The organism is Streptomyces sp. JNUCC 64, from assembly GCF_054484115.1.
On record NZ_CM137015.1, the window covers coordinates 435,154 to 458,393 of the forward strand.

The 23,240-nt window shown below is 73.7% G+C and carries 24 protein-coding genes; 12 read left to right on the top strand and 12 right to left on the bottom strand.

Translation table 11 applies throughout. From position 1 onward, the window contains the following. Window positions 1-87 precede the first annotated feature (87 nt). Entirely contained in the window at window positions 88-1,500 is a 1,413-nt protein-coding gene (locus tag ACVWNX_RS01645) for a prenyltransferase/squalene oxidase repeat-containing protein (RefSeq protein WP_454412032.1), read from the bottom strand. A gap of 556 nt (window positions 1,501-2,056) precedes the next feature. Between ACVWNX_RS01645 and ACVWNX_RS01650 the strand changes: the two genes are divergently transcribed. The 6 genes from ACVWNX_RS01650 to ACVWNX_RS01675 all read left to right on the top strand — a co-directional run bounded on the left by ACVWNX_RS01650 (window position 2,057) and on the right by ACVWNX_RS01675 (window position 10,198). After that, window positions 2,057-4,897 carry a prenyltransferase/squalene oxidase repeat-containing protein gene (locus tag ACVWNX_RS01650; RefSeq protein ID WP_454412033.1) on the top strand — a complete coding sequence of 947 codons (2,841 nt, stop codon included), beginning with the start codon at window positions 2,057-2,059 and terminating at the stop codon, window positions 4,895-4,897. Further along, entirely contained in the window at window positions 4,894-5,922 is a 1,029-nt protein-coding gene (locus ACVWNX_RS01655) for a hypothetical protein (protein WP_454412034.1), read from the top strand. Before ACVWNX_RS01650 ends, ACVWNX_RS01655 begins: the two co-directional genes overlap by 4 nt. A gap of 4 nt (window positions 5,923-5,926) precedes the next feature. Continuing rightward, window positions 5,927-7,117 (top strand): CbiQ family ECF transporter T component, encoded by a 1,191-nt coding sequence (locus tag ACVWNX_RS01660; protein ID WP_454412035.1) that lies wholly within the window; start codon window positions 5,927-5,929, stop codon window positions 7,115-7,117. Further along, complete coding sequence (locus ACVWNX_RS01665; RefSeq protein WP_454412036.1) at window positions 7,114-8,811, top strand: ABC transporter ATP-binding protein; 1,698 nt, start codon at window positions 7,114-7,116, stop codon at window positions 8,809-8,811. The genes ACVWNX_RS01660 and ACVWNX_RS01665 overlap by 4 nt, the downstream gene beginning before the upstream one ends. Beyond that, complete coding sequence (locus tag ACVWNX_RS01670; protein WP_454412037.1) at window positions 8,808-9,632, top strand: ECF transporter S component; 825 nt, start codon at window positions 8,808-8,810, stop codon at window positions 9,630-9,632. The genes ACVWNX_RS01665 and ACVWNX_RS01670 overlap by 4 nt, the downstream gene beginning before the upstream one ends. Before the next feature lie 71 nt (window positions 9,633-9,703). Beyond that, the gene (locus ACVWNX_RS01675) at window positions 9,704-10,198 is read left to right on the top strand and encodes a DUF4430 domain-containing protein (protein ID WP_454412038.1); all 495 of its coding nucleotides are present in this window, start codon (window positions 9,704-9,706) and stop codon (window positions 10,196-10,198) included. Window positions 10,199-10,384: 186 nt separating this feature from the next. On the opposite strand, the gene ACVWNX_RS01680 is transcribed toward ACVWNX_RS01675, so the two are convergent. The 8 genes from ACVWNX_RS01680 to ACVWNX_RS01715 all read right to left on the bottom strand — a co-directional run bounded on the left by ACVWNX_RS01680 (window position 10,385) and on the right by ACVWNX_RS01715 (window position 16,327). Then, complete coding sequence (locus ACVWNX_RS01680) at window positions 10,385-10,843, bottom strand: NADAR family protein (protein ID WP_454412039.1); 459 nt, start codon at window positions 10,841-10,843, stop codon at window positions 10,385-10,387. Window positions 10,844-10,991: 148 nt separating this feature from the next. Then, complete coding sequence (locus tag ACVWNX_RS01685; RefSeq protein WP_454412040.1) at window positions 10,992-11,321, bottom strand: hypothetical protein; 330 nt, start codon at window positions 11,319-11,321, stop codon at window positions 10,992-10,994. A gap of 91 nt (window positions 11,322-11,412) precedes the next feature. Beyond that, on the bottom strand, window positions 11,413-11,583 hold the full coding sequence (locus tag ACVWNX_RS01690; protein WP_454412041.1) for a hypothetical protein: 171 nt from the start codon (window positions 11,581-11,583) through the stop codon (window positions 11,413-11,415). Between the two features lie 256 nt (window positions 11,584-11,839). Next, a complete protein-coding gene (locus ACVWNX_RS01695) occupies window positions 11,840-13,285 on the bottom strand; it encodes a PepSY-associated TM helix domain-containing protein (protein WP_454412042.1) in 1,446 nt (481 codons plus the stop codon). A gap of 262 nt (window positions 13,286-13,547) precedes the next feature. Then, a complete protein-coding gene (locus tag ACVWNX_RS01700) occupies window positions 13,548-14,165 on the bottom strand; it encodes a hypothetical protein (RefSeq protein WP_454412043.1) in 618 nt (205 codons plus the stop codon). Window positions 14,166-14,501: 336 nt separating this feature from the next. After that, complete coding sequence (locus tag ACVWNX_RS01705) at window positions 14,502-15,032, bottom strand: DapH/DapD/GlmU-related protein (protein WP_454414601.1); 531 nt, start codon at window positions 15,030-15,032, stop codon at window positions 14,502-14,504. 108 nt (window positions 15,033-15,140) lie between these two features. Beyond that, on the bottom strand, window positions 15,141-15,707 hold the full coding sequence (locus ACVWNX_RS01710; RefSeq protein ID WP_454412044.1) for a TetR family transcriptional regulator: 567 nt from the start codon (window positions 15,705-15,707) through the stop codon (window positions 15,141-15,143). Between the two features lie 113 nt (window positions 15,708-15,820). Beyond that, complete coding sequence (locus ACVWNX_RS01715) at window positions 15,821-16,327, bottom strand: small multi-drug export protein (RefSeq protein ID WP_454412045.1); 507 nt, start codon at window positions 16,325-16,327, stop codon at window positions 15,821-15,823. Window positions 16,328-16,365: 38 nt separating this feature from the next. Here ACVWNX_RS01715 and ACVWNX_RS01720 point away from each other — a divergent pair, with 38 nt between their 5' ends. After that, entirely contained in the window at window positions 16,366-16,782 is a 417-nt protein-coding gene (locus ACVWNX_RS01720; protein WP_454412046.1) for a PPOX class F420-dependent oxidoreductase, read from the top strand. 398 nt (window positions 16,783-17,180) lie between these two features. Here ACVWNX_RS01720 and ACVWNX_RS01725 read toward each other — a convergent pair whose 3' ends face one another. Beyond that, a complete protein-coding gene (locus ACVWNX_RS01725; RefSeq protein ID WP_454412047.1) occupies window positions 17,181-17,552 on the bottom strand; it encodes a DoxX family protein in 372 nt (123 codons plus the stop codon). 64 nt (window positions 17,553-17,616) lie between these two features. After that, window positions 17,617-17,742, bottom strand: a complete 126-nt coding sequence (locus tag ACVWNX_RS01730; protein WP_454412048.1) for a hypothetical protein — start codon at window positions 17,740-17,742, stop codon at window positions 17,617-17,619. 223 nt (window positions 17,743-17,965) lie between these two features. Here ACVWNX_RS01730 and ACVWNX_RS01735 point away from each other — a divergent pair, with 223 nt between their 5' ends. The 4 genes from ACVWNX_RS01735 to ACVWNX_RS01750 all read left to right on the top strand — a co-directional run bounded on the left by ACVWNX_RS01735 (window position 17,966) and on the right by ACVWNX_RS01750 (window position 21,265). After that, window positions 17,966-18,622, top strand: coding sequence for a TetR/AcrR family transcriptional regulator (locus ACVWNX_RS01735; protein WP_454412049.1), 657 nt, complete (start codon window positions 17,966-17,968; stop codon window positions 18,620-18,622). Window positions 18,623-19,689: 1,067 nt separating this feature from the next. Next, complete coding sequence (locus ACVWNX_RS01740; RefSeq protein ID WP_454412050.1) at window positions 19,690-19,821, top strand: thioredoxin family protein; 132 nt, start codon at window positions 19,690-19,692, stop codon at window positions 19,819-19,821. Window positions 19,822-19,866: 45 nt separating this feature from the next. Then, window positions 19,867-20,538: a helix-turn-helix domain-containing protein gene (locus ACVWNX_RS01745; protein ID WP_454412051.1), complete on the top strand. Its 672-nt coding sequence runs from the start codon at window positions 19,867-19,869 to the stop codon at window positions 20,536-20,538. Window positions 20,539-20,707: 169 nt separating this feature from the next. Further along, window positions 20,708-21,265: a hypothetical protein gene (locus tag ACVWNX_RS01750; RefSeq protein WP_454412052.1), complete on the top strand. Its 558-nt coding sequence runs from the start codon at window positions 20,708-20,710 to the stop codon at window positions 21,263-21,265. Here ACVWNX_RS01750 and ACVWNX_RS01755 read toward each other — a convergent pair. Next, the gene (locus tag ACVWNX_RS01755; RefSeq protein WP_454412053.1) at window positions 21,262-22,245 is read right to left on the bottom strand and encodes an IS481 family transposase; all 984 of its coding nucleotides are present in this window, start codon (window positions 22,243-22,245) and stop codon (window positions 21,262-21,264) included. The two genes, ACVWNX_RS01750 and ACVWNX_RS01755, sit on opposite strands and share 4 nt — an antisense overlap. A 752-nt stretch (window positions 22,246-22,997) precedes the next feature. Here ACVWNX_RS01755 and ACVWNX_RS01760 point away from each other — a divergent pair. Continuing rightward, a complete protein-coding gene (locus ACVWNX_RS01760; protein WP_454412054.1) occupies window positions 22,998-23,198 on the top strand; it encodes a hypothetical protein in 201 nt (66 codons plus the stop codon). Window positions 23,199-23,240: the final 42 nt, after the last annotated feature.

Here is a 23,240-nt window from a genome sequence, read left to right on the forward strand (position 1 = left end):
CGGCCCCGCACGCGTACGGCGTCACCCGGCCGGGGACCCCCTCGCCCCGGACGCTCGGGGCGCGGGGGTCCTTCGTCGTGCCGCCGCTCAGGAACCCCAGCGCAGGGCGATGGTGTCCCCCACGTTGATCACCCTCTCGCGGAGGGCGCCGGTGAAGGCGGAGCCGTCGACGCTGGCCTTCCAGGTCTGGGAGCCGCTGTTGGCCTTGCCGTTGACCGAGGTGATCGCGCCGGTGCCGGAGGCCGGTGCCACGGAGGTGACGCAGCCGGACGGGGCGGCGGAGGCCGTCGCGGCGGCCAGGACGGCACCGAGGGTGGTGGTGGCGCCGGTCGGGGTGAGGGTCACCGAGCAGACCTTGAGGTTGCCGGCGCCGTCGTCGACGCTCAGCGCCAGCTCGGTGACGGTTCCGGGCGTGAACGCCGGCTGGGCGACCCAGCGCGGGGCGCCCGGGGTGACCGGGGTCGGGGGCGCGGTCGTGAATCCGCCCCCGGCGACCGCGCGGAGCGCGTCGATCGACGCGTACGGGGAGGGCGCGGTGTCGGACGGCTTGTACTTGAAGCCTCCCGCCGGGTTGTACTGGTGGGCGATCGGGAAGTCGACCGGGGTCTTGCCGTTCGCGGTGAGGAAGTCGCCCGTCTGCGGGTCGATGCCGCAGGCGTTCAGTCCGGCGACGCCCCATCCGTTGGAGCTGGTGTTGACCCCGTACAGGGAGGCGAACGCCCCGGTGCCGGGGACGAGTTTCCCCTTGAGGAAGTTCTTGGCCCGCACCACGTCCGGGTCGGTGCGGGGAACGCCCGAGACGCAGAGCGCGGCCAGCCCGGCGCCGGTCATGTCGATGTCGCTCGGGGAGTTGAGGGCCGTGGGGTTCCCTTCGGCCTTGCCGTAGGTCCAGCCGCCGTCGACGTGCTGATTGGCCCGGAGGCGGGTGACGACCGCGTCGGTCAGCCGCTGGGGCACGCGCGCGCCGCCGGACTGGGTCTTCGCGCCGCCGAGGGCGAGCGCGGCGAACACGGTGCCGTTGAAGTTGGCGGAGGGCCCGAAGTATCCGGCCTCGGCGGTCTGCCAGTGGGCGTAGACGTCGGCCACCAGGTTGCGGGACGCGGAGACGCGCGCGGGGTCGATGCCCGCCGCGTAGGCGTTGAGGACTCCCCGCTCGTAGTCGGTGACCACGGGCGAGGCGGAGGGCCAGGAGGCCGTGGAGAGGAGAGCGCGGTAGACGGTGCGGGCGTTCTTGGTGGTGTCACCGCCCGGTGCCACGTCGACGGCGGCCGTACCGGCGGCGGCGAAGGCGCTGAACGCCCATTCGTTGGACAGACCGGACCCGGCGTACGAACCGTCGGCGGCCTGGAGCGACTTGAGGTAGGCGACGCCGTTCGTCCTGGACGTGGCCAGCTGCGCGGGGCTGGAGGTCCCTGAGGCCGGTGGGGCGGTGAGGACGAGGGCGCCGAGGGTCGCGGCGAGGACGAGGGCGCGACGGCGGGCGGGACGGGATCGGGGCATGACCTGCTCCTGGATTCGGCGGGCGCCGACCGCTCCGTTCCGTGCCCGGGACCGCCGGGCGCGGCGGGGCAGCCGTCGCCCGGAACGCGTGGGCACGGCTTCTGTACCGCTTCGCCGTACGGGCATTCGGGCTCGGACGCGGCTCCCGCCGCCCCACACCGCTGCGCGTCAGCTCCGGTCTCGCACCGGATTCCCCCGCACGGCGGCCCAGGACGCTACCCGAGTGGTCACGGGGCCGCCAGGGTGCGGACGCCGGACCCTTCGGGGCGCCGCCGCACAAGGGAGGCCATCTTGACGGTGCACGTACAACCGTGTTCCCTGTCTGTCGTCTGATGAGCACTCAGTTCCAGGGGAAGCCGGTCGAATCCCGGCGCTGACCCGCAACCGTGGACCCGGGCCGACGTCCCGGGTGAGCCGGAATGCCTGGAGCGGTACGGAGTCACGAGGGCCGCCGTCGCGGACTACGGCGTGGTCGTCACGGGCTTCCCCCGCCACGGCGGCCACGGGAGGCCCCGCCGCCACGTGCGCAGCCGCCCGGCAGAGACGAGGGGCTGCGGTGGGGACCGACGAACGGACGGCACGGCGCGCCCGCGCGGGGCGGCGACCGCTGGCCCTGGGGACCGCCGTGCTGCTGGCGCTCGGGCTGGCCGTGGCGTGGCTCACCGGGGCGCCCCCGGCGGAGGCCGACCCCGTCGAGCGGTGCACGGCCTCGGTCGGAGCGGTCGTCGCCGTGGACTTCGGCCCGTTCGGCGGGGGCGTGGTGCGGGGCTGCGACACCACCCCGACGACCGGCTACGAGCTGCTGCGCGAGGGCGGTTTCACCACCACCGGGACCGTCCACGACGGGGACGGGTTCGTCTGCCGCATCGGCACCGCCTCCTTCGACGACGGCACCCCGTACCCGACGCCCGACGAGGAGGACTGCGTCCTCACCCCGCAGTCCACCGCGTACTGGTCGTACTGGACCGCCTCCCCCGGCCAGAAGAGGTGGACCTACAGCCCGCTCGGCGCCCTGTCCCGCACGCTCCGGCCGGGCGACGTGGACGCCTGGGTCTTCGGCGGCACCGACGTCGGTGGCGGCGGCAGCGGCAGGCCCGCGTTCTCCCCGGACGACGTACGGGCCGGAGGAGGTGGCCCCACCCCGACCGGGCCCACCGGCCCTTCCGTCCCCCCGGGCTCGGTCGACGTCGCCGCCGCGACCCGGTGGCTGACCGGAAAGCTGACCGACGGGGAGCGGGTCGTCGACGAAGGCTCCAGCACGCCGAACCACGCGCTCACCACCGAAGTGGTGTACGCCCTCGCCGCCGTCGACCGGAAGAGCCCCGTGGCCCGCAAGGCCGCCGACTTCCTCGCCGCCCCCGCGCGGACGGACGCCTTCGCCTACCCCGACGGCGGGGACGGGGTGCCGGACGCGGGAGCCGCCGCCCGGCTCGCGCTCGTCGCCGAGGCCACCGGCAAGGACCCCCGGGACTTCGGCGGCCACGATCTGCTCGGCGACCTGGTGAAGCACGTCTGTCCCCGGGACATCGGCGACGGGGAGACCGTCCCCGGCTGTCTCACCAAGGGCGACTTCCGCACCACCGGGCAGGCGGACGCCCAGGCCATGGCGGTGATCGCCCTGCTGAACGGCGGGGTGACGCCCCCGGCCCACGCGGTGGACCGGCTGACCGGACTCCAGTGCGAGGACGGCGGCTTCACCGGTGTCCTCATCCGTTCCGGCGAGTGGTGCGACAGCGACGCGGCCTCCACCGGACTGATCGCCCTCGCCCTGGAGCGGGCGGGCGGCCACGACCGGGCCGTCGAGAGGGCGCGCGCCCACCTCAAGGGGACGCAGTCCGCCGACGGCTCCTGGCCCTCCGTCTCGTACCAGACGACGGGCAGCCCCGGCGCCACCGGCTGGGCGGCACAGGCGCTGCGCGCGCTGGGCGACGCCCGGCACGCGGACGCGGGACTCTCCTGGCTCTCCCGGCAGCAGCTCCCCGGGGGCGGGTTCGGCTTCGAGGAAGGCGAAGAAGACCCGAGGATCTTCGCCACCACGACGGTGACCGTCGCGGCGGCCAAGAGCGACCTGGTGGCGCTGACCACCCGGAAGACCGCTCCGCCGGTACCCACCCCCACCCCGACCACCCCCACCCCGACCACCACGGCACCGCCCGCCGGGGACCGGCCCGATCTGAGGAAGGGCACCGCCTACCTCACCGACCGCGGCCGGCTGATCCACGGCCGGTACTACGAGAACGCCCCGGGTTCCGGGTTCGCGGACTACGGTCTGACCATCGACGGCGCCTACGCGCTCGCCGCCACCGGACACGACGACGCCACCCTGCGCGACGTCGTCGACTTCCTCGACGGGGGCGGCGAGGACGGCACGGGCCGCGACCTCCACGACTGGACGGGAGTCGGCACCGCCCACGCGGGGGGCGGCTCCCTCGGGAAGGCGGCGCTGCTCGCCGAAGTCGTGGGGCGCGACCCGCGCGACTTCGGCGGCCAGGACCTGATCGAGGCCCTCGCCCGGGCCGTCTGCCCCGACCGGAGCACCCCGCCCCGGCCGTGCGCGGCCCGGGGCAACTACCGGTACGCCACCTCGGTCTTCTCCCAGGCCCTCGGCGTGATGGCCCAGGTCCGGGCCGGTGAGACGGCCGCGGCCAAGGATCCCGTCGCCTATCTGAAGAGCCTTCAGGAACCGTCGGGCGCCTGGCCGAGCCTGATCGGCGAGGCGAGCCGGGCCGAGGTCGACTCCACCGCCATGGCGGCGATGGCCCTGGACCTGCTGCCCGACGCGGACTCACGGGCGGCGGTCGACGAGGCGCTGGACTGGCTGGCGGCCCGGCAGCTGGCGGACGGCGGTTTCCCCGGCGCGGCGGGCAACTCGGTGAACTCGGCGGCGCTGGCCGTACAGGCGCTGTCGCTCGACGCCGACCGGTACGCCGACCGGATCGCCCGGGCCCGTGGTTTCCTCGCCGCCCGGCAGAACGCCGACGGGGGCTTCACGGTCGTCAAGGGCGGCCGGCCCCGGTCCGACGTCCGCGCGTCCGCCCAGGCCGTCGGGGGCGCCACCGGGATCTCCTTCGGCACCCTGACCCGCGACCTGGACGGCACCACCCCACGTCCCGTGCCCGGTTCCACGCCCCGGCCGTCCGCGTCGCCGTCCCCGCCGGACATCGTCACCCCGGGCGGGGACGGCCCGGGAGGAACGACCGGAACCACCGGGTCCGCCCACGGTCCGGCCGCCGGGACCGGTGGTTCCGGCGGCACGGCGGGAGCCGCCGACGGGGGCCTGGCGTCCACCGGCGCGCGGGTCGGCCTCCTGGGGGCGGCGGCCGTGGTCCTGGTCCTGGGCGGCTGGGGCGCGACCCGGGCGGCACGGCGCCGCGGCGGCACGGAGGGAGGAGCGTGAACGGCGACCGCGTCCCGTACGTCCTCGGCCGCGCGGTGAGCGCGCTGGGGCTGACGGTGGCGGCGTTCGCCGCCACCGTCAGCCCGGTCGGCGCGGCTCCGCAGCCGATGGGACGGTGCACCACCTCCTCCGGGGTCGTCCTCGCGGTCGACTTCGGTCACTGGGGCGGGCCCGTCTACCGCTCGTGCGGCACCACGCCCACGACCGGCTACGAACTGCTCAACCAGGGCGGCTGGCAGACCACCGGCACCGCTCACGACGGGCCCGCGTTCATCTGCCGCATCGGCTACAGCGGCCACCGGGGCGGCAAGCGGTTCCCGACCCCCCGGGAGGACGACTGCGTCCTCACCCCGCCCGCCTCCGCCTACTGGTCGTACTGGCACGCCGACCCGGGACAGAACACCTGGCGGTACAGCCGGCTCGGCGCCGTGCTGTACGAACCGAAGCCGGGCAGCGTCGACCTGTGGACCTTCGGCGGAACCGACGTCGGGGGCACCGAGGGGCGCCCCACCGTCACCCCCGACCAACTGCGCGCCAAGAACACCAGGCCCGTCGGCGGCGACGGGGACGGACCGGCACCCGGGGACACCCGGACGGCGGCCCCGCTCCCCCCGGACGTCGACACCGGACCCGAGGCGGAGGACCCGCCCCCGGCGGCACCGGCGTCCGGGCGCGTCCCCCCGGAGCCGACGGAGGGGAGCACTTCCCGGCCGGTGAGCACCGCGCCGCACACGAAGACCCGGAGCCCGGCCGCGCGGCGGAGCCCCTCCCGTTCCGTCCGCCCCTCCCCTCCACCGACCCGCACGCCCCCGGCGTCCGGCACGGCGTCGGGCACCGCGTCGGGCACCGCGTCCGGTGTCGCGGCGGCGGAGCCCTCCCGGGGTCCCCGGGTCGTCGACGCGGCACCGGCCCCGGACGCCGCCCACGACACGGGCTCGTCCCTGCCCGCCGTGCTGACCGGTGTGCTGGTGCTGCTGATCGGCGGCGCGGCCTGGTACGCGGCCCGGCGCCGCCGTCCGGAGTAGCCGCGTGCCCCCTGCCACCACCGTCCCGGCGGGAACGGCTCCGCCCCCGTCCGGCCTCCTCCGGCGCGCGGGGGGCCGCCGTCTCCCGCGCGCCCTGCACCCGGTCGCGTGGTGGATCTGGGCCCTGGCCCTCGCCACCGCCGTCAGCCGCACCAACAACCCGCTGCTGCTGTTCCTGGTCCTCGCGGTGCTCGGCTTCGTCATCACCCTGCGGCGGACCGAGGCCCCCTGGGCCAGGGGGTTCGCGTACTACCTCTACCTCGCGCTGGCGGTGGTGGCGGTGCGGGTGGTCTTCCGCGCGGTCTTCGCCACCGGCGTCACCCCGGAGGACCGCTTCCTCTTCTCCCTGCCCCGGGTGCCCACCCCCGACTGGTACGCCGGGATCCGGATCGGCGGACCCGTCTCCCTGGAGGCCCTGCTCTCCGCCGCCACCGACGGACTGCGGCTGGCCTGCATGCTCTGCTGCGTCGGCGCCGCCAACACCCTGGCCAACCCCAAGCGCGCGCTGCGCGTACTGCCCGGTGCCCTCTACGAACTGGGCGTCGCCGTCACCGTCTCCCTCAGCGTGGCACCGCAGCTGGTGCAGAGCGTGCGGCGGGTCCGTCGCGCGCGACGGCTGCGGGCCGGGAGCGTCAAGGGGACCCGCGCGCTGCGCGGCATCGTCGTCCCCGTCCTGGAGGACGCCCTGGAACGCTCCCTGCGGCTGGCCGCCGCCATGGACTCACGGGGCTACGGACGGGCCGGGTCCGCCACCCGCCGGTCCCGGCGGGCGACCGGCGCCCTCATGCTCCTCGGCATGTGCGGTCTGTGCGCGGGCGCGTACGGCCTGCTCGACGCCGGCGCGCCGACGCTCCTCGGTTTCCCCGCGCTCGCGGCCGGGACGCTGCTGTGCGCGGCGGGGCTCCGGCTGGGCGGGCGCCGGGTGACGCGTACGGCCTACCGGCCCGACCCCTGGCGGGCCGCGGAGTGGGCGGTCGCCGGGTGCGGGGTGCTGTCCGCGGTGCTGCTGTTCGCCAACACCGGCTTCGACGCCGCCGCGTTGAACCCGTCCTTCCACCCCTTGAGCTGGCCCGCCCTGCCCCCGGTACCGGCGGGCGCGATCCTCCTCGCGGGAGCCGCCGGACTACTGGCCCCGCCCCCGGACGCCCCCGCCCGGCCCACCGCCCCGGCACGACGCGCGAAGGAAGCCGTGTGATCGTCTTCGACCAGGTCACCGTCCGCTACGAGGACACCGCCGGACCCGTCCTGCGGGACGTGGACCTCACCGTGGAGGAGGGCGAACTCTGCCTCGTCGTCGGTCACACCGGCGTCGGCAAGTCCACCCTGCTGGGGGCCGTGAACGGTCTCGTCCCCCACTTCACCGGAGGCACCCTGTACGGACGGGTCCTCGTGGACGGCCGCGACACCGCCGGCCATCCGCCCCGCGAACTCGCCGACGTGGTGGGCGTCGTCGGCCAGGACCCCCTCGACGGCTTCGTCACCGACACCGTCGAGGAGGAACTCGCCTACACCATGGAACAGTTGGCGATCCCCCCGGCCACCATGCGCAAACGGGTGGAGGAGACCCTCGACCTCCTCGGCCTCGCGGAGCTGCGCCACCGCGCGCTGTACGAGCTGTCCGGAGGGCAGCAGCAGCGGGTCGCCATCGGTTCGGTGCTCACCGCGCACCCCCGTGTGCTGGTCCTCGACGAGCCCACCTCCGCCCTCGACCCCACGGCCGCCGAGGAGGTGCTGGCGGCGGTCACCCGGCTCGTCCACGACCTCGGCGTCACCGTCCTGCTCGCGGAACACCGGCTGGAGCGGGTGGTCCAGTACGCCGACCGGGTGATCCATCTGCCGGGCGACGGCCGGGTGGTGACCGGACCGCCCGCCGAGGTGTTCCGAACCTCGTCCGTCGCACCGCCGATCGTCGAACTCGGCCGCACCGCCGGTTGGTCGCCCCTTCCGCTGTCCGTCCGTGACGCCCGCCGGGCCGCCGTCCCGTTGCGCGCGGCACTGACTGGCACCGCTCCGCCCCCGGTGCGGCCGGAGCCCGCGCCGGACCGTCCGGTCCTGCTCACCGCCCGTGGGGTCACCGTGGCGTACCGGGGCTTCCCCGCCGTCCGGGAGGTCGGCCTCGCGTTGCGCGGAGGGGAGGTCACCGCGCTGATGGGCCGCAACGGCTCGGGGAAGTCCTCGCTGCTGTGGGCCCTCCAGGGCTCCGGTCCCCGCGCGTCGGGCACCGTGGCCGTCGGCGGACGGGACGCGGCGGGCCGCCCGGACCGACGACGGGACGGTCCGGGCGGACCGAAGGGGCGGGACCCGTTCCTGGTCCCGGCGGCGGAGGCCCGCCGTCTGGTCGGCCTGGTCCCGCAGACCCCCACCGACCTCCTGTACCTGGAGAGCGTCGCGCAGGAACTGGACCAGGCCGACTCCGAGTCCACGGTCCGGGAACGCGGTACGGCACGGGCCCTGCTGGACCGCCTCGCTCCGGGCGTCCCGGACGCCGTCCATCCCCGTGACCTGTCGGAGGGGCAGCGGCTGGCGCTCGTCCTGGCGATCCAGCTCGCCGCCGCTCCGGGGGTCCTGCTGCTGGACGAACCCACCCGGGGCCTGGACTACCGGGCCAAGGAGGCACTGATCGGCATCGCGGACCGGCTCGCCGCGGAGGGCCGGGCCGTCGTGATCGCCACGCACGACGTGGAGTTCGTCGCCCGGGCGGCGGACCGGGTGGTGGTGATGGCCGAGGGGGACGTCGTCGCGGACGGTCCCACGGACGAGGTCATCGTCGCCTCCCCGGTCTTCGCCCCGCAGACCGCGAAGGTCCTCGCCCCCCTGCCCTTCCTCACCGTGGGGCAGCTCGCCGCCGTCCTCCCCGGACCCGGCCGGAAGGAGGGGCCGGAGGCATGAGCGTCCACGGCGCGGCCATCCGCGTCCGCCCGCGCGCGGGGATCGTCATCACGATGGCCGCCTTCCTCGGCGTCGTCGCGTTCTTCTGGCCGTTCCTGGTGGCTCCCGGGAAGTTCGGGGCGGCCTACGCGCCGCCCCTGATCTTCGGCGCGCTGCTCGTCATCGTGCTCTGCGTCGTCGTCTCGGAGATCGCCGAGGGCGGGATCGACTCCAAGGCACTGGCCATGCTGGGCGTGCTCTCCGCCGTCAACGCCGCCCTCCGCCCGCTCGGCGCGGGCACCGCGGGCGTCGAGACGGTCTTCTTCCTCCTGGTGCTGGCCGGACGGGTCTACGGCCCGGGCTTCGGCTTCGCCCTGGGCTGCACCTCGCTGTTCGCCTCTGCCCTGATCACCGGCGGGGTCGGCCCCTGGATGCCGTACCAGATGTTCGGCTGCGCCTTCGTGGGTCTGCTCGCCGGTCTCCTCCCCAGGGCCACGGGGCGGCGGGAAGTCCTTCTGCTCGCCTTCTACGGATCGCTGTCGGGCTATGTGTTCGGTTTCCTCCTCAACCTCTCCTTCTGGCCCTTCTCCCTGGACCCGGGCAGTTCGATCGCCTACCTTCCGGGGCTCCCCTTCACCGAGCAGTTCCAGCGCTACGTCGCCTTCGACCTCGCGACCTCCCTCGGCTGGGACACCGGGCGCGCGGTCACCAACTTCGTGTGCGTGACCCTGGCGGGTCCCGCCGTCCTCACCGTCCTGCGCCGCGCCGCCCGCAAGGCCCGCTTCCAGGCCCCGGTCCGCTTCGCCCGGCCCACCGGGCCCCCGTCCTCCACGACCGACTGAACCCGGCCCGCGGCGAGCGTCGCGGGCCGTACCAGGCACCCGCACCACACCCACCGACCGAGAGGAACCCCATGCGTCCGACCCTGCTCCGCCGCGTCGCCGTCACCACCGCGGCCGTCGGCCTCACGCTCACCGCCGCCCCCGGCGCCGCGCGGGCCACAACGGAGACCGTGCCGTTCACCAACGCCCCGGTCAGAGTCACCGTCACCGTCCAGGGCCCGGACGGCCCGCTGTTCCGGAAGAGGCTCTTCACCTGGGGCCACGACGTCACCACGGTGTCCGGCGGCACCCACAAGTGCGACGGCACCAACGGCGGCGCCCACCCGACGAAGGTCCCCACCCCGACGGCCGCCCTGGACCACGCCGCCCAGCGGAACGGCTTCACCTGGGACGGCGCCTGGTACGCGTCCTTCGACGACTACCTCGTCGACACCGTGAAGGGCGTGAGCGCAGGCGGCTCCGCTTACTGGAACGTCTCCGTGAACGGCACGCCGACCCCGGTGGGCGGGTGCCAGTTCAGGATCAGGAACGGCGACCAGGTGGCCTTCACCTGGACCGCGTTCTGACCGGTTCACCGGCCGGGGCACCCCGGCCCCCGGGACCGGGCCGTACGGAGGCCGGGGCCCGCGCTCCGGCCGCCGCGCGCCCGGTCCCTCTCCCCCCGGCGGTCCGGACCGGGCGCCGCGCGCCTCCCCCTCCGACGGGACGCCGACGCCCGGCGGGCGGGTCCGGGTCCCCGACGCCACCGGCCGCTATCCGAAACGCCCGTCCTCTTCGGCGCGGAGCCGGGTGCGGGTGCGCATCAGGATCCGTCCGAGCTTGTTCCTGCCCGTTCCGGTCCTGCCGCGGCCCCAGTAGTGGTCGGTGCCGGTGTCCTCGACGATCTCCTCGTCGGCGGTGGACAACAGGACGTGGCGGATGTCCGCGTGCGTGCGGAACTTGGTCTCCACGGCACGTCGCATCACCTCGTCCTTGACGCGCTCCCAGTCCCGTCGCAGGGGCTTGGACGGGTCACGGCCCAACTCGGCGGCGCGCAGCGGGGTACGGGCCCGTCGGATGAGATCCGCGTGGCGGGTGCCGGTGAACTTCTGGGCCTGGAAGTAGTGTTCCGAGGTCGGCCACACCCGCCCGTCGAGTTCCAGGGCGTGCGGGGAGAAGTTGGAGAAGCAGCCGTGGGGGACGTCGTCCGCACCGTAGAAGTAGATCGTCATCCGGGCCTCGTCGGGGTCGTGGAAACCCGTACGGTCGCAGGCACCGGGCCGCGCCCGCAACCGGTTTGGCCCCCGCGCCGACCGTCGCGGCTCCCCGCCGGGAAGGGGCTGGCGGAGCGACGCCGACCGGAGGCGTCATGCGCGGCCGTCACGGCGGAGGCGTCCGTTCCGGCCCGTCGCGACCGGTGCGGCGGACGCGCACCGTACCGGCGTCCAGATCCACCCGGAACGGCGGATCGTCCGCCGGTCTGACGTTCTTGCGCACGCGCTCCTGCTCCATCGCGCGCTTCACGGCCTGGGCCCCGGGGTCACCCTCCTGGACCAGGTCGGTGCCGATGGACGACAGGCTCTTGGTCCTGCGCCAGTAGATCCAGCCCCGTGCCTCCATCGCCAGCAGCAGACGATCCGCCAGGAACCCGGCGACGCCCAGTGCCACGACCACCATCAGGAACGGCAGGAACGCGCCCGTGGACCCCATGGACAGGAGCCTACTCGGGCCGGCCCCCGGCGCTCCCGGTATGAACGGTGTCCCCCGCGAGCGGCGGCGGTCGGCATCGCTCGGGGCGCGGTCACCGGCGGTGGGGGGAGGCGGCCGGTGACACCGAGTCCATCGCCATGCCCACCCCGTATCCACCGACGACGGTGAACAGCACCAGCAGGAACAGACCGCAGACCGCCGGAGTCGGCAGGAACCGGACGCGCCCCTCACGGTCGGGGGGTGTGGGCGTCGGGGCGTTCACAGGACGTGCCTCCACGGTTCGGGGAGCGGGCCGTCACCCGGAGGCGACCGCTGACGTCCCAGCAGTCGGGGAAGACCCCGTCTTGGTGCCCTTCCGGGAGCATGAGGTGCGTCACACGGCGGGACGGACGGACCGGCGGACGGGCGGACGGACGGGGCTCGCAGCGCCCGGAGCCGATGTCCTGACGTCGTGTCGGCCTCCTCGTCGCACCCGTGTGCCGGGAGACGGCACACGGGTGCGACGGACCGGCCGGGGATCAGGCAGGGCGGACGCGGCGCACGAGGCCGACGAGCACGTCCACGGCGACGAAGGCGGCCAGCGTGACGCCCAGCACCGGGAGTGCCCAGCCGAGCGCGACCACGGCGGGCACGCCGATGACCAGGACCGGCCAGGACGTCTGCCGCCAGGCCCCCCGCACGGGAGGCTTGCCGACGAGTGCCGCGCGGTCGGCCCGGGTGGGCCGTCGCCGCCACCACATCAGGTACCCCCACAGCGTCACCAGGACGAGCCCCACCGCGATCAGCGCCAGCAGGATCTGGTTGGCGACCCCGAACAGGACGCCCATGTGGCCCTGGACGCCGAGCTTGGAGAACTTGGCCAGCAGGGGGTAGTCGGCCCACCGGGTGCGCGAGGTGACCTCACCGCTGGCCGTGTCGACGGCGACCCGGTCGTACCGTACGGGCCAGACGTCGTCGGACTGGGCGACGACCCAGGCGCTGGCCGCGTCGCTCGGCGGGGTCACCTCGACGGGACCGTCGAGACCCGCTTCACGGGCCGCCGCGAGGGCCGCGCCGAAGTCGGCCGGGCCCACCCGGGGCCGGTCGTCGGCCGGGGCGTGACCACCGTGCCCCTCGTGTCCGCCGTCCCCTCCGGCGGCCGGTTCGGCACCGGGCAGCGAGGTGTCCAGGGCGGGCGCGTGACCGCTCGCCGCGTCGAGGACCCGGCCGAAGCGCTCACCCGCGTACTGGGACCAGGTCAGACCGGTCGCGCTGAGGAAGAACAGCCCCACGGCGAGCCAGACCCCGGTCGCGGCGTGCCAGCTTCGGGTGCGCCGGACGCCCTTGGCCGAGCGGTCCGGGAGCAGCACGCCCCGGAGCGATTTCGCGCGCTGTCCCCGGCTGCGGCCGGTCCACAGGACGAGGCCCACGGCGACGACCACCCACAGCCAGCTCGCGGCCGCCTCCGAGTAGAGCCGCCCGGCCTCGCCGAGGTGGAGGTTGCGGTGCAGGTCGTCCAGCCAGGTCGTCGCCGGGGTGGAGCCGAACCAGGTGGTCAGTTCGCCCTTGACCTCCGCCGTGTAGGGGTCGACGAAGACGGTGCGCTGCTTGTCCCCGAGTTCGGGCAGGGAGAGGACGACCCTGGTGGTGTCCTCGGGACCGGGCGGAGTGATCACGGACGCCAGGGTGCCCCCGGGGTGCGCCGAACGGGCGGCGGCGACCTGGTCGGCGAGGGGGAGCACCCGGTCGCCGACCTCCTCCACCCGGAGCCGGTCGCCGTAGAGGATCCGGTCGAGTTGGGGGGTGACGGTGTAGGCGAGGCCCGTGAGGGCGGCTATCAGGAGGAAGGGGCCGACGAAGACCCCCGCGTAGAAGTGGAGGCGGACCAGCAGGGCACGCGCACCGCGCCAGGATCTGCCGGACGGGGGCGCCGTGGGGGGCGGACCGCCGTCGGAGGACGGCGTGGGTTCGGTGGGGGAAGACATGGGTGTTCTCCGGTCGGGCGTACGGGAACCACGGCCGCTAGGGGGTGTCTGATGATTCTCCGTGGAGTGAGGAGCGGTGTCCGGTGCGTGCGATCGCAAGGCGCCGGAGAGTCCTCGTAGCGGAGCTACTAGGGCTTTTCGGCAACGCGGCGAGCGTGCGTGCCGGGCGCCGTGACGCCGCGGGGAATTATCAGACAGCCCCTAGGGCAGCCGTGGACGTGGACCGCCTGTGGGTCGGCGGGTGGCACGGGTCGGCGAGCGTTCAGCTCGCCGTGACCGGAGGGCCGCGCCGGGGGCGGAGCCGGGCCAGGAGGACCCCGAAGAGCGGCGCGGGGGGCGCCGCCCCGACGACCCACTGCCGTACGGACCGGGAAGGCACCACCGTCACGGTGGCCGGAGGGCGTACCGGACGCCGCAGGAGGACGGCGAGCCGCGCCAGGACGCGGTCGCAGTGGAACAGGGTCAGGACTCCGCCGAGGGCGGCCAGCGCGTGGGCCAGCGGCATCCCGAAGTGCGTGAGGTGTCCGTCGGCACCGGCCGGGTACCCGGCGGGGTGCGGACCGACGGCGTGGGGGCCCGTCACGCGCCCCGGGGCCGGTCCCGCCGGGGCGGCGGGAGCGGCCGACAGCAGATGGAAGACCGGGTGCAGCGCCGCCTGGGCGACCACCAGCGCCAGAACGGTCTTCCCCGGATGGCGGCGGCGTACGGTGGAGAGCGTTCCGCAGAGGACGACGAGGACGAGGAAGATGCCCGCGAGGGCCACCGGGCCGGGCAGGGTTCCGCCCGCCCCCGTGTGACCGGCGGCGCCCAGGAGAAGGCATGCGGAGGCGCCGAGCAGGCCGGTCCAGGGCCGCCTCAGCCAGCTTCCCGGTCCGCGCACCGGCACAACGTAGTCCGCGCGCCCGGACGCTGTCAGCGTCCGGGCGCTCCCCGGGGGCGACACGCGCACCCGCCCCCTTCATCCAACGGTCCGTCAACACGACCACCACCAGGGGGTATTCGGACAATCATCCGTAACGAACGGACAAAGCCGAAGCCTTCAAGTGATGCACCTCACACCATGGGAGGGAACCCCGACCCGGGCGACCCGGGTCGGCCGACGCGTCGAACAGGCCCGGAACAACGGCGAGGACACCGCCCGGACGGTGTTCCACCCCGCGACCCTCCCCTCGGCGGTACCGGGCACCACGCGTCCCGGTCGGCGGCCCGGCCGGGCTCAGTCGTCGATGGTCTTGATCACCCGGGCGGGCACGCCCGCGACCACCGTTCCGGCGGGAACGTCGCGGGTGACCACGGCACCGGCGGCGACCACCGCACCGGCGCCGACGGTCACCCCCTGCGTGATCACGGCTGCCGTCCCGATCCAGACGTCGTCCTCGATGACGATCGGGGCGAAGGTGAGGTACTCGCGGCGCTCGGCCAGGGGCAGCGGATGGCCTCCGGTGACGAGACTGACCTTCGGGGCGATCATGACGCGGTCGCCGACGCGGATGCCCCCCTTGTCCATGAAGGTGCATCCCTGGTTGACGAAGACGTTCTCCCCGAACGTCGTGTTGAGCCCGTACTCGGTGAAGAACGGCGGGTAGATCACCACCGACTCCGGCAGCGGGCCGCCGAACACGACGGAGAGCAGTTCCGCGCGGCCCGCGCTGTCACTGAACGGAAGCACGTTCAGTCGGGACGTCGCGTCGGTCACCTCGGCGATCCGCTCCACGAAGCGGGCGGACTCGGGCGTCTTGGGGTACATGACCTGTTCGGTGCGAGTGGACATGCGCCGATCCCACCACCGTGCGGACAGCCGATCAAACGGCCCCGCACGAGGTGCGGGTGCCGGGCCGGGCGGACCGCCCGCGCCTCACAGCAAGCGTCGCACGGCTTCCACGATCGCGTTCCGGCATTCCGCCGGGCTCTGCGCCGGAACGGCCGACGCGGGCGTGCTCGCGGCGTTCGTCGGGCTCCAGGCCGAGGCGATGGCCAGGACGAGGGTGAGGAGCGCGGCCGGAGCGAAGCCCGGCGCGCCGCCCCGATCCCGCTGGACCGCTTCCAGCGAGGCGAGCTTGTCGTCGCGGGCCGACCCGGCGACGACGGTGTCCCGTCCCCTGGCAGTGCCGCGTTCCAGCCGGTGCCAGGTCGCCAGGCGGAGCACCTCGGGGTGCCTCTGGTAGAAGTCGAACAGCCGCCCGGCGTAGTCGGGCAGGTCGTCGGGGGTGAAGGGCACCGCGTCGAGACCGCGTCCGACGTGTGCGTCGAAGACGGCGTCGAAGAGCCCGTCCTTGTTGCAGAAGTAGACGTAGATGAGGTTCTTGTTCGCCGAGGCCGCCTTGGCGATGCGGTCGACACGGGCTCCCGCGATGCCGTACGCCGCGAACTCCTCGGTCGCGGCCCGGAGGATGCGCGCCTTCGTCGCCTCGGCTCGGGACATACGGATCATGCTAACAGCGCCTACCAAAGGAATACCTTTTGAGCCGACAAGCACTTGACAAGCGCATGGACGGCACTCCGCCAGTGACAGCGCACCAGCGCTTGGAGCTGTCGTCACCACAGTCCGAGGGCGTCGATCAGCGCTTCGGAGGCGAGCAGCATGACGGTGCACCACAGGGTGACGCCTGCCATGAGCCAGCCGATCAGCCGCCAGCGGGGCAGCCCCAGCGCCGTTCCCAGCGCGGCCGATCCCCAAGTGCCGAAGAGCGCCGGTCCGATGACGCCGAATCCGATCACCCCGTACCGGTCCACCACGCGCCGCGCCCGTCGGCCGGTGGGGCCGGTGAGGCGGTTCCCGGGCGGCGAACCGGCTTCGGCGGAGCGGCGGTTCGAGCGCCAGGCCAGCCACCGGGTACGCAACCGCTCGACCGCGAAGACGGCGGACAGCAGGCATCCGGCCGAGCCCAGGAGCACCGCGAGGAGCGCGACGGGCGGGGGGAGGGAGATCGAGAGGCCGACGGGGACGGCCGGAACGCCCAGGGTGAATCCGGCGAGCACGGCCCAGGCGAAGGTCAGCACGTCACGCTCCTCGTCGGCGGGATCGGCACCGCGGCGGTTCACGGCGGCCAGTTAGTTAACTAACCAGTTATGCTAATGGAATGAGCGACTCGTCATCCGCCTCAGCACCCGTACCCGGCAGCTCACTTGAGCGGCTGGCGGCGGCCAAGTACGTACTCCTCACGACCTTCCGCAGGGACGGACGCGCGGTCCCCACTCCGGTGTGGGTGATGCGGGACGGGGACCACCTGGCCGTATGGAGCGCGGCCGACGCGGGCAAGGTCAAGCGCATCCGGAACAGCGGCCGGGTGACCATCGCCCCGTGCGACTGGAGGGGGAACCCGAAGGGCGAAGCCGTCCCGGGCGTCGCCGAGTTGCCCGCCGACCGGGACACCGCCCGCTACCTCGACCTGATGAAGCGCAAGTACGGCCTCGTCGCGCGGGTCAGCCTGCTGGGGAGCCGGCTCAAGGGGCGCGGACATCGCACGGTGGGCATCCGGATCCGGCTCACGGAGTGACCCCGCGCGGGGTCACTCCGCCGCCGATGGGACGCGAGCCCACGTTCGCGGGCCCACGTCGCCGGTTGGACGCGAAGCCCATGACGACCGCCCCGAGCCGAAGCCCGGCCCCTCACGGGGCGAGGCTCGCGCGCCCACGACCGACCCGGCACCCACCGGTCCACGAGAACGATTCCGGTACGGCACCCCTGCGGCGGTCAGGCTCCGGAGGAACGGTCCACGACGGTTCCTCCCCCGTGAAGCCCTTCCACCGTGGGACCGCCTCCCGCCTCACGGACGCACCGCCCTCAACGAACCCGCGGCGCGGCCCGTCCGGGCCCCCTCGCGACGCAGCCGTCCGAGTCCTGCGACGCGTCCTCGCACTCGCCGCCCACGACCGCTGAACCCCTTGGAATTGATCAGAAGGCGTAGGGGCCGAACCGGCCCCAGGCGATGACGACGGCGATGGCGAACAGGACCGCGTTCACGGCGACGTTGGGCAGTTCCCGGGCCCGCAGGTGGGTGATCGCGGCGCCGATCATGAGCAGGGCCACGCCGACGGCGGCGATCGGGGTCCAGACCGGTGCGATGTCGGCGGCCGCCGGGGCCACGAGCCCGACGGCGGCCAGCACCTCCAGCACGCCGATGCCCTTGATCTGGGCCGGGGTGAAGGAGTTCACCCAGTTCATCGAGACGGCGAGTTGCTCGCGGGACTGGGTGAGCTTGAATCCGCCGGCGGCCAACACGGCCAGCGCCAGAAGGATCTGCAGGACCCACAGGAAGACGTTCACGGCAGGTTTCCTCGTCTTGTGAAGGTGGTGGGCGGGAACGGCACCGCCGTCCACCGCCCGGTGGTCAGATACGGGCGGGAGCGTCGCTCCGCTCGGTGGTGCCCTGCTCCTCGGGGGCGAACCCGGAGGTGGTGGACCGCACCCGGGCATCGGCGCCGATCGGGTCGGTGCCCAGGTGGCAACGGGTCACCGTGCCCTCGGGGCGGGCGGCGGGCCACCCGGCCCGACGCGGTCGGCGATCTCGCCGCCGGCGGACGCCGCCGGGAAGACGCTGACGTCCAGACGTAACAGGCGCATGGAGCTTCTCACTTCCGCATGGGTGATCGATGGGCACGGCCGGACAGCTCCGGCTCGCGCCGCCACGCTAGCACTCAAACGGACTTTACCCCGCTTAGCTGTTCCGGGGAGGTACATTGGAGCTTGTGAACCTGCCTGTCGTGCCCTTCGGAAAACCGCGCGGTGAACGCGCTGACGCGGCGCGCAACCGTGAACACCTCCTGCGGACCGCCCGCGAGATGATCGACGAGCAGGGAACGCGGAAGGTCACCATGGACGCCCTCGCCGAACGGGCCGGCCTGGGCAAAGGCACCGTCTTCCGCCGCTTCGGCACCCGCGCGGGCATCTTCCAGGCCCTCCTCGACGAGGACGAGCGCCACTTCCAGGAACAGGTCCTGTCCGGCCCGCCTCCCCTCGGCCCCGGCGCGGGTCCGGCCGAGCGTCTGATCGCCTACGGCCGCGCCCGCATCGCCTTCCTCCTGGACCACCACGCCATCGCACGGGCCTCACTGGACCGCACCCAGCCCGTACCCATCGGCGGCGCCACCATGACCCGCCCCCACATCCGCGTCCTCCTCGGGCAGACCCGCCCGTCCCCGCCCTACCTCGACGACCTCGCCGTCCAGCTCGCAGCGGCGCTGGAGGGCCCCCTCCTGCTCTACCTGTCCATGGACGAAGCGGCCGCCGCCCCCGCCCCTGACGCCGGGCACCCCCTGGCCGAGAGCTGGCAGGACCTCGTCGAACGCCTCCTAAGGGACACCGACCCCTCACCACAGCAGGCAGATCGCGCCTGATCCGCGGCGAGCCGGAGCGGGCACCCCAGGCGCCTTCGTTGACCTCGGGGCTGCCACCGAAGGCGTGGGCCGGAAACTTCGGCCGGCTCGTCGCGCGCGCCGGATTGGCTGGTTCGTCTCCTTTCGCGGATCAGCCGAGAGCTGGAATGCTCCAGTAGCCGATCCACTACATTGCGTGACTGTGTTCGAGTGCTCCCTGAGAGCCTCCGAGTCCTGTTCGCGGGGCTCGCGCTGTTCCGCACCAGGTGCGCTCCGCCCGATGAAGGGAGAGTTCGTTGACCGGTCCACCGGACGCGCCGCGACCCGCGCCGTCGTTGACGAGGGGTCTGAACGCGGCGGTGGCCGTTCCGCCTCAGGACCCGGGGCCGGGCAAGACCGCGTCCACCGGGCCGCAGGTCCGCCGAAGCCGACGCACACCGTGCCCTCCGAGGCGGCGCGGCACGGTCAATCAGGATCCGAAGCCCGTCCGCCAACGGCATGGAACAGCTCGGCCACCAGACGGAGAGCGGCCCCTGGCGCAACTCCTACCCCGCCTCCGCGCACGAGCCGCACACCCGCCCGGCTGACGGCGCCCCGCCGAACCCACCCTCCCCCGCAGATCATCGCCCGGCCCGCACCGGAGGCGATGTCGCTGGAGATGCCCTTCGACCGCCTCGGCGTCCACCTCGACGGCGACCCCGCCCACCGCACGCTCCAGGTGCGCGACGGTGTCCTCGTCCACACCCCCGGCCTGACGAACCCGGCGACGGCCGACGCCACTCACACCGTCACCCGCACCGGCCCCGACCGCCTCGCCATCGCCCGGGCCACGCCCTCCCGGCTCCGGGCCGACGGCGAACCCACCGTCACCACCGGCACCCTGGGCCGCTCAACACCCTCGACGGCCTGCCGGTGCCCTTCGGGTGCCGGTTCGGCCTCGCCACCCCTGACTCACATCCCGCCCCGGGCTTCCGCGCGACGTCCGGAGCGGGGTCGGCCACCGATGGCCGGATCACCACAGTGCCGGAATCCCGCGGCACGGCGTTGGTGTCCACCGCCGTGCCGCCCGTCATGAAGGAGCGAATCCCTTGAGCAGCACAGTCGTCGACGTCACCGACGCGGACTTCGAGGCGAAGGCGGTCAAGGCCACCGGACCGGTCCTCGTGGTCTTCCGTGCCGAGTGGAGCAGTCCCTGCCGGGCCTTGGACCCTTTCCGCTGAGGCCAGGTCAGGTGCCCGGCGCAGATACCCAGGAGGCGGCCCGCCATGAGACCGGACACCGCACATCCGCCGACACCCGAAGACTCCCGCCGCCATGGCGGCGGCGGCAGGGGCAGGGACCTGACCCTGGCCCAGGTCGGAGCGAGGCCCGGCTACTCCGCCGCCCGGGTCTCCCGGTGCGAGCGCGGGATCACGCCGCTGACCGACAGCACCGTGCTGCGGCGCTTCGCCGACGGGCTGGACCTGCCCCACCAGGCCCTCGGCCTCGCACCGCAGCAGGACGGTCCGGAGTACCGACACGGCTGGCGGGATCGTACGGCGACCGGATATCCCCTCGTGCGCACCCCCAGGGTGGGCGCTTCCGGACGGAAAGACGGTGACCCCTTGCGGAGAAGGCGGTTGCTCGCGGGCCTGGCGGCCACCGCGGCCACACCCGGCGGCGCCCCACCGGACGCCAGCTTGGGACGCGGCGACGCTCTCCTGCGAGAGCTGCTCGTCGCCCGGCCGAGGGACGCGATGCTCGACCTCGGACCGGGCGCCGCCGAACCCGCGCCCGGGGCCCTGCGCGCCGATGTGGGCCGTGCGGTCGCCGACTTCGGCTCCTGCCGGTACGCCTCCCTCGCGGTGCGTCTGCCCCGCATCATCAGAACCCGTCCTCGAACCTCCAGTGATCTTGTTTGTGTCCCGCGCCCGGGCGCGAGCGTCGCAGAGCTCTGACTGCTCCAAAGCGCTCTTCGCGGAGCGGAGTTGCGGGGCGGGAGGCAACGCCTGGGCCGAGATCTTCCTCTTCCCGGCCGGTACGCCACGGGGCGGACCGCTGTACCGGTCCGGAACCGGCCGGTACCCACCACGGAGAGGTGAGAACACTGTGAGAACACGAGCGGGTATGGCCGTCCTCGCGGCCGTCGCGTCCGTCGGCCTGCTGACAACACCGTCGGCCACCGCGGCGGAGCAGGCGCCCCGGGTGTCCGGGACCGGCCCCCACTGCGTCGCCCAGGGGGAGACGAACAAGACGACCTGTTACAAGACGTTCCGCGAGGCCGTCGCCGCGGCGACCGGCGGCCGGGTCACCGACGCCACCCAGGAAAAGGCCGCCCGAACGCCGAACTTCGTCGACCAGGTCAACAAGGGAGCTGACAGCCGCACCTCACGCACCGCCGCAAGCACGACCATCCAAGCGGTCTTGTACTTGGAACCCAACTATGCAGGATCCAGCATCTTCTTGACTGGACCGCGCTCGTGCAAGAACGACTATACGTGGGACGCCGAGTACAGCATGCCGACCGGCTGGAATGACCAGGTCAGCTCCCTACGGGTTTTCAGCAACTGCCATGTGAACGCTTTTGAACACTATGGCTTCAGCGGCGCGTCCCAGTACTTCGGCACGGACGCACCCTGGCTCGGCGTGCTGGACAACCAGATCAGCTCCCTCCGCACGCACTAGCTGTATTGACCCGCAGGGTTATTGACGCGGCTGATGGGTGGCCTGCCTCCGAGGGCGGTGTGGCTGCGGTGGTGGTTGTAGGTGTGGAGGAAGTCTGCCAGGGCCGCTGTGCGCTCGTCGTTGGAGTGGTAAGGCCGCTGGTAGGCCCATTCGTCCAGGAGGGTGCGGTTGAAGCGTTCGACCTTGCCATTGGTCTGCGGCCGGTAGGGCCGGGTCTTCTTGTGTGTGATGCCGGCGGCGGCCAGGGTCCGGGTGAACAGCCGGGCCTTGTAGCAGGAGCCGTTGTCGGTGAGGACCCGCTGGACGGTGATGCCGTGGGCGGCGAAGAACACGTTCGCCCGCTGCCAGAAGCCTGCGGCCGTGTGCTGGCGCTCGTCGGGCAGGACCTCGCTGCAGGCCAGGCGGGAGTGGTCGTCGACCGCGGAGTGGACGAAGGAGTAGCCGATCACCGGTTTGCAGCTCCTGCGCTCATCGGTGGTGGCCTGGCGGTTTGCTTCGCCGACGGCCCTGCCCACGGTTCGCCAGCCGCCGCCGTCGGGGATGTTGCCCAGTTTCTTGATGTCGACGTGGACCAGGTCGCCCGGCCGGGCGTGTTCGTAGCGGCGGATCACCTGGCCGGTGGGCCGGTCCAGGAAGGCGAGGCGGTTCAGGCCGTGGCGGACCAGGATCCGGTGCACGGTCGAGGCGGGCAGGCCCAGGACCGGGCCGATCCGCGCAGGGCCGCGCTTGCGTTCGGTCCGCAGCCGGCAGACCTCGGCCTCGACCGCGGACGGGGTGCGGTGCGGCGTCGTGCGGGGTCTGCTCGGGCGGTCGGCGAGGCCACTGTCGCCCTCGGCCCGCCAGCGCCGCACCCACTTGTGGGCGGTCGGCCGGGAGATGCCCATCTCGGCCGCCACATGCGCGACCGGACGTCCCTCGAGAACACGCTCGACCAGGATCCGCCTGCCATGAACGGTCAGACGGGCATTACGGTGGGACACGAAGACCTCCGTGTGCGGTGCAGCTTAGACACCTTCACCACACCGGAGGTCTTCGTCATGATCAAGACCCAACCAGCGTCAACAACGCTCGTGGTCAATACAACTAGCCAAGCTCCGGCAGGGCACCCGACGACGGTTCACGGCCTCGCGACCAGGTCACCGTGAACCGTCCGGCGGCGCCCTGACGAGAGCCCCCCGGCCGCTGCCACCCCGCAACCGGCAGCGGCCGGACCGGCCCCGGCCGTCACCCCCCGGGGCCCGGGGGCGGCCCGCCGCCCTCCGCCCGACTGGCACCGGGCAACCCCTTCCGCGGTCCGCCCGGCCCCGTCAGCCTGGGGTCATGGACTCCACCCTCACCGCCGGCGTGCTCGCCATCGCCGGGACACTGCTCGGCGCGCTCGTCACGGGCTGGGCGCAGCAGCGCACCGCCCGCACCAGCGCGGCCGCTGCGGCGGCGCGGACCATGGCGGTGGAGCGGCTGGCCGCGGTCGCCGACCTGGCCGCGGCGGCGGTGCTCAGGCGCGCGCTGTGGCAGCGGCAGACCGCCCGCGCGACCGGCCGCGACGACACCGGGCCGGGCGCGGAGTGCCACACCCGCCCCGAGCGCCCCGGCGGCGGGACGGGTCGGGCGGACGGATGTCGCGACCCTGTGGAATGCCGCCGCCGATGCCCGCCGGGCCGACGCCTGGTACGGCGGCGGAAACCCGCACGATCCCCGGGCTCTGGCCTGCCTCCAGCACCGTGCCACCCCATTGCTGACGGGCCACTACACCGAAGCGGTCGGCCGGGACCTGTTCCGTGCCGTCGCCGAACTGACCCGCGTCGTTGCCTGGGCCGACATCGACATGGGACGCCACGACCGGGCCCGCCACCACCTCGACACAGCTCTCCGCGCGGCCCGCGCCGCAGGCGACGCCCAGACGATCTGCTACGTCCAGGCCCCCACCAGGTAGGAGAGGGCGTCAGAGATCGGGGAGTGGGTGGCCCCGAGGACC

Bases quoted from the DNA above. Each gene is read 5' to 3' on its own strand.
- ACVWNX_RS01645 (WP_454412032.1), bottom strand. From the start codon at position 1,500: ATGCCCCGATCCCGTCCCGCCCGCCGTCGCGCCCTCGTCCTCGCCGCG.
- ACVWNX_RS01670 (WP_454412037.1), top strand. From the start codon at position 8,808: ATGAGCGTCCACGGCGCGGCCATCCGCGTCCGCCCGCGCGCGGGGATC.
- ACVWNX_RS01675 (WP_454412038.1), top strand. From the start codon at position 9,704: ATGCGTCCGACCCTGCTCCGCCGCGTCGCCGTCACCACCGCGGCCGTC.
- ACVWNX_RS01680 (WP_454412039.1), bottom strand. From the start codon at position 10,843: ATGACGATCTACTTCTACGGTGCGGACGACGTCCCCCACGGCTGCTTC.
- ACVWNX_RS01685 (WP_454412040.1), bottom strand. From the start codon at position 11,321: ATGGGGTCCACGGGCGCGTTCCTGCCGTTCCTGATGGTGGTCGTGGCA.
- ACVWNX_RS01695 (WP_454412042.1), bottom strand. From the start codon at position 13,285: ATGTCTTCCCCCACCGAACCCACGCCGTCCTCCGACGGCGGTCCGCCC.
- ACVWNX_RS01705 (WP_454414601.1), bottom strand. From the start codon at position 15,032: ATGTACCCCAAGACGCCCGAGTCCGCCCGCTTCGTGGAGCGGATCGCC.
- ACVWNX_RS01710 (WP_454412044.1), bottom strand. From the start codon at position 15,707: ATGTCCCGAGCCGAGGCGACGAAGGCGCGCATCCTCCGGGCCGCGACC.
- ACVWNX_RS01720 (WP_454412046.1), top strand. From the start codon at position 16,366: ATGAGCGACTCGTCATCCGCCTCAGCACCCGTACCCGGCAGCTCACTT.
- ACVWNX_RS01745 (WP_454412051.1), top strand. From the start codon at position 19,867: ATGAGACCGGACACCGCACATCCGCCGACACCCGAAGACTCCCGCCGC.
- ACVWNX_RS01750 (WP_454412052.1), top strand. From the start codon at position 20,708: ATGGCCGTCCTCGCGGCCGTCGCGTCCGTCGGCCTGCTGACAACACCG.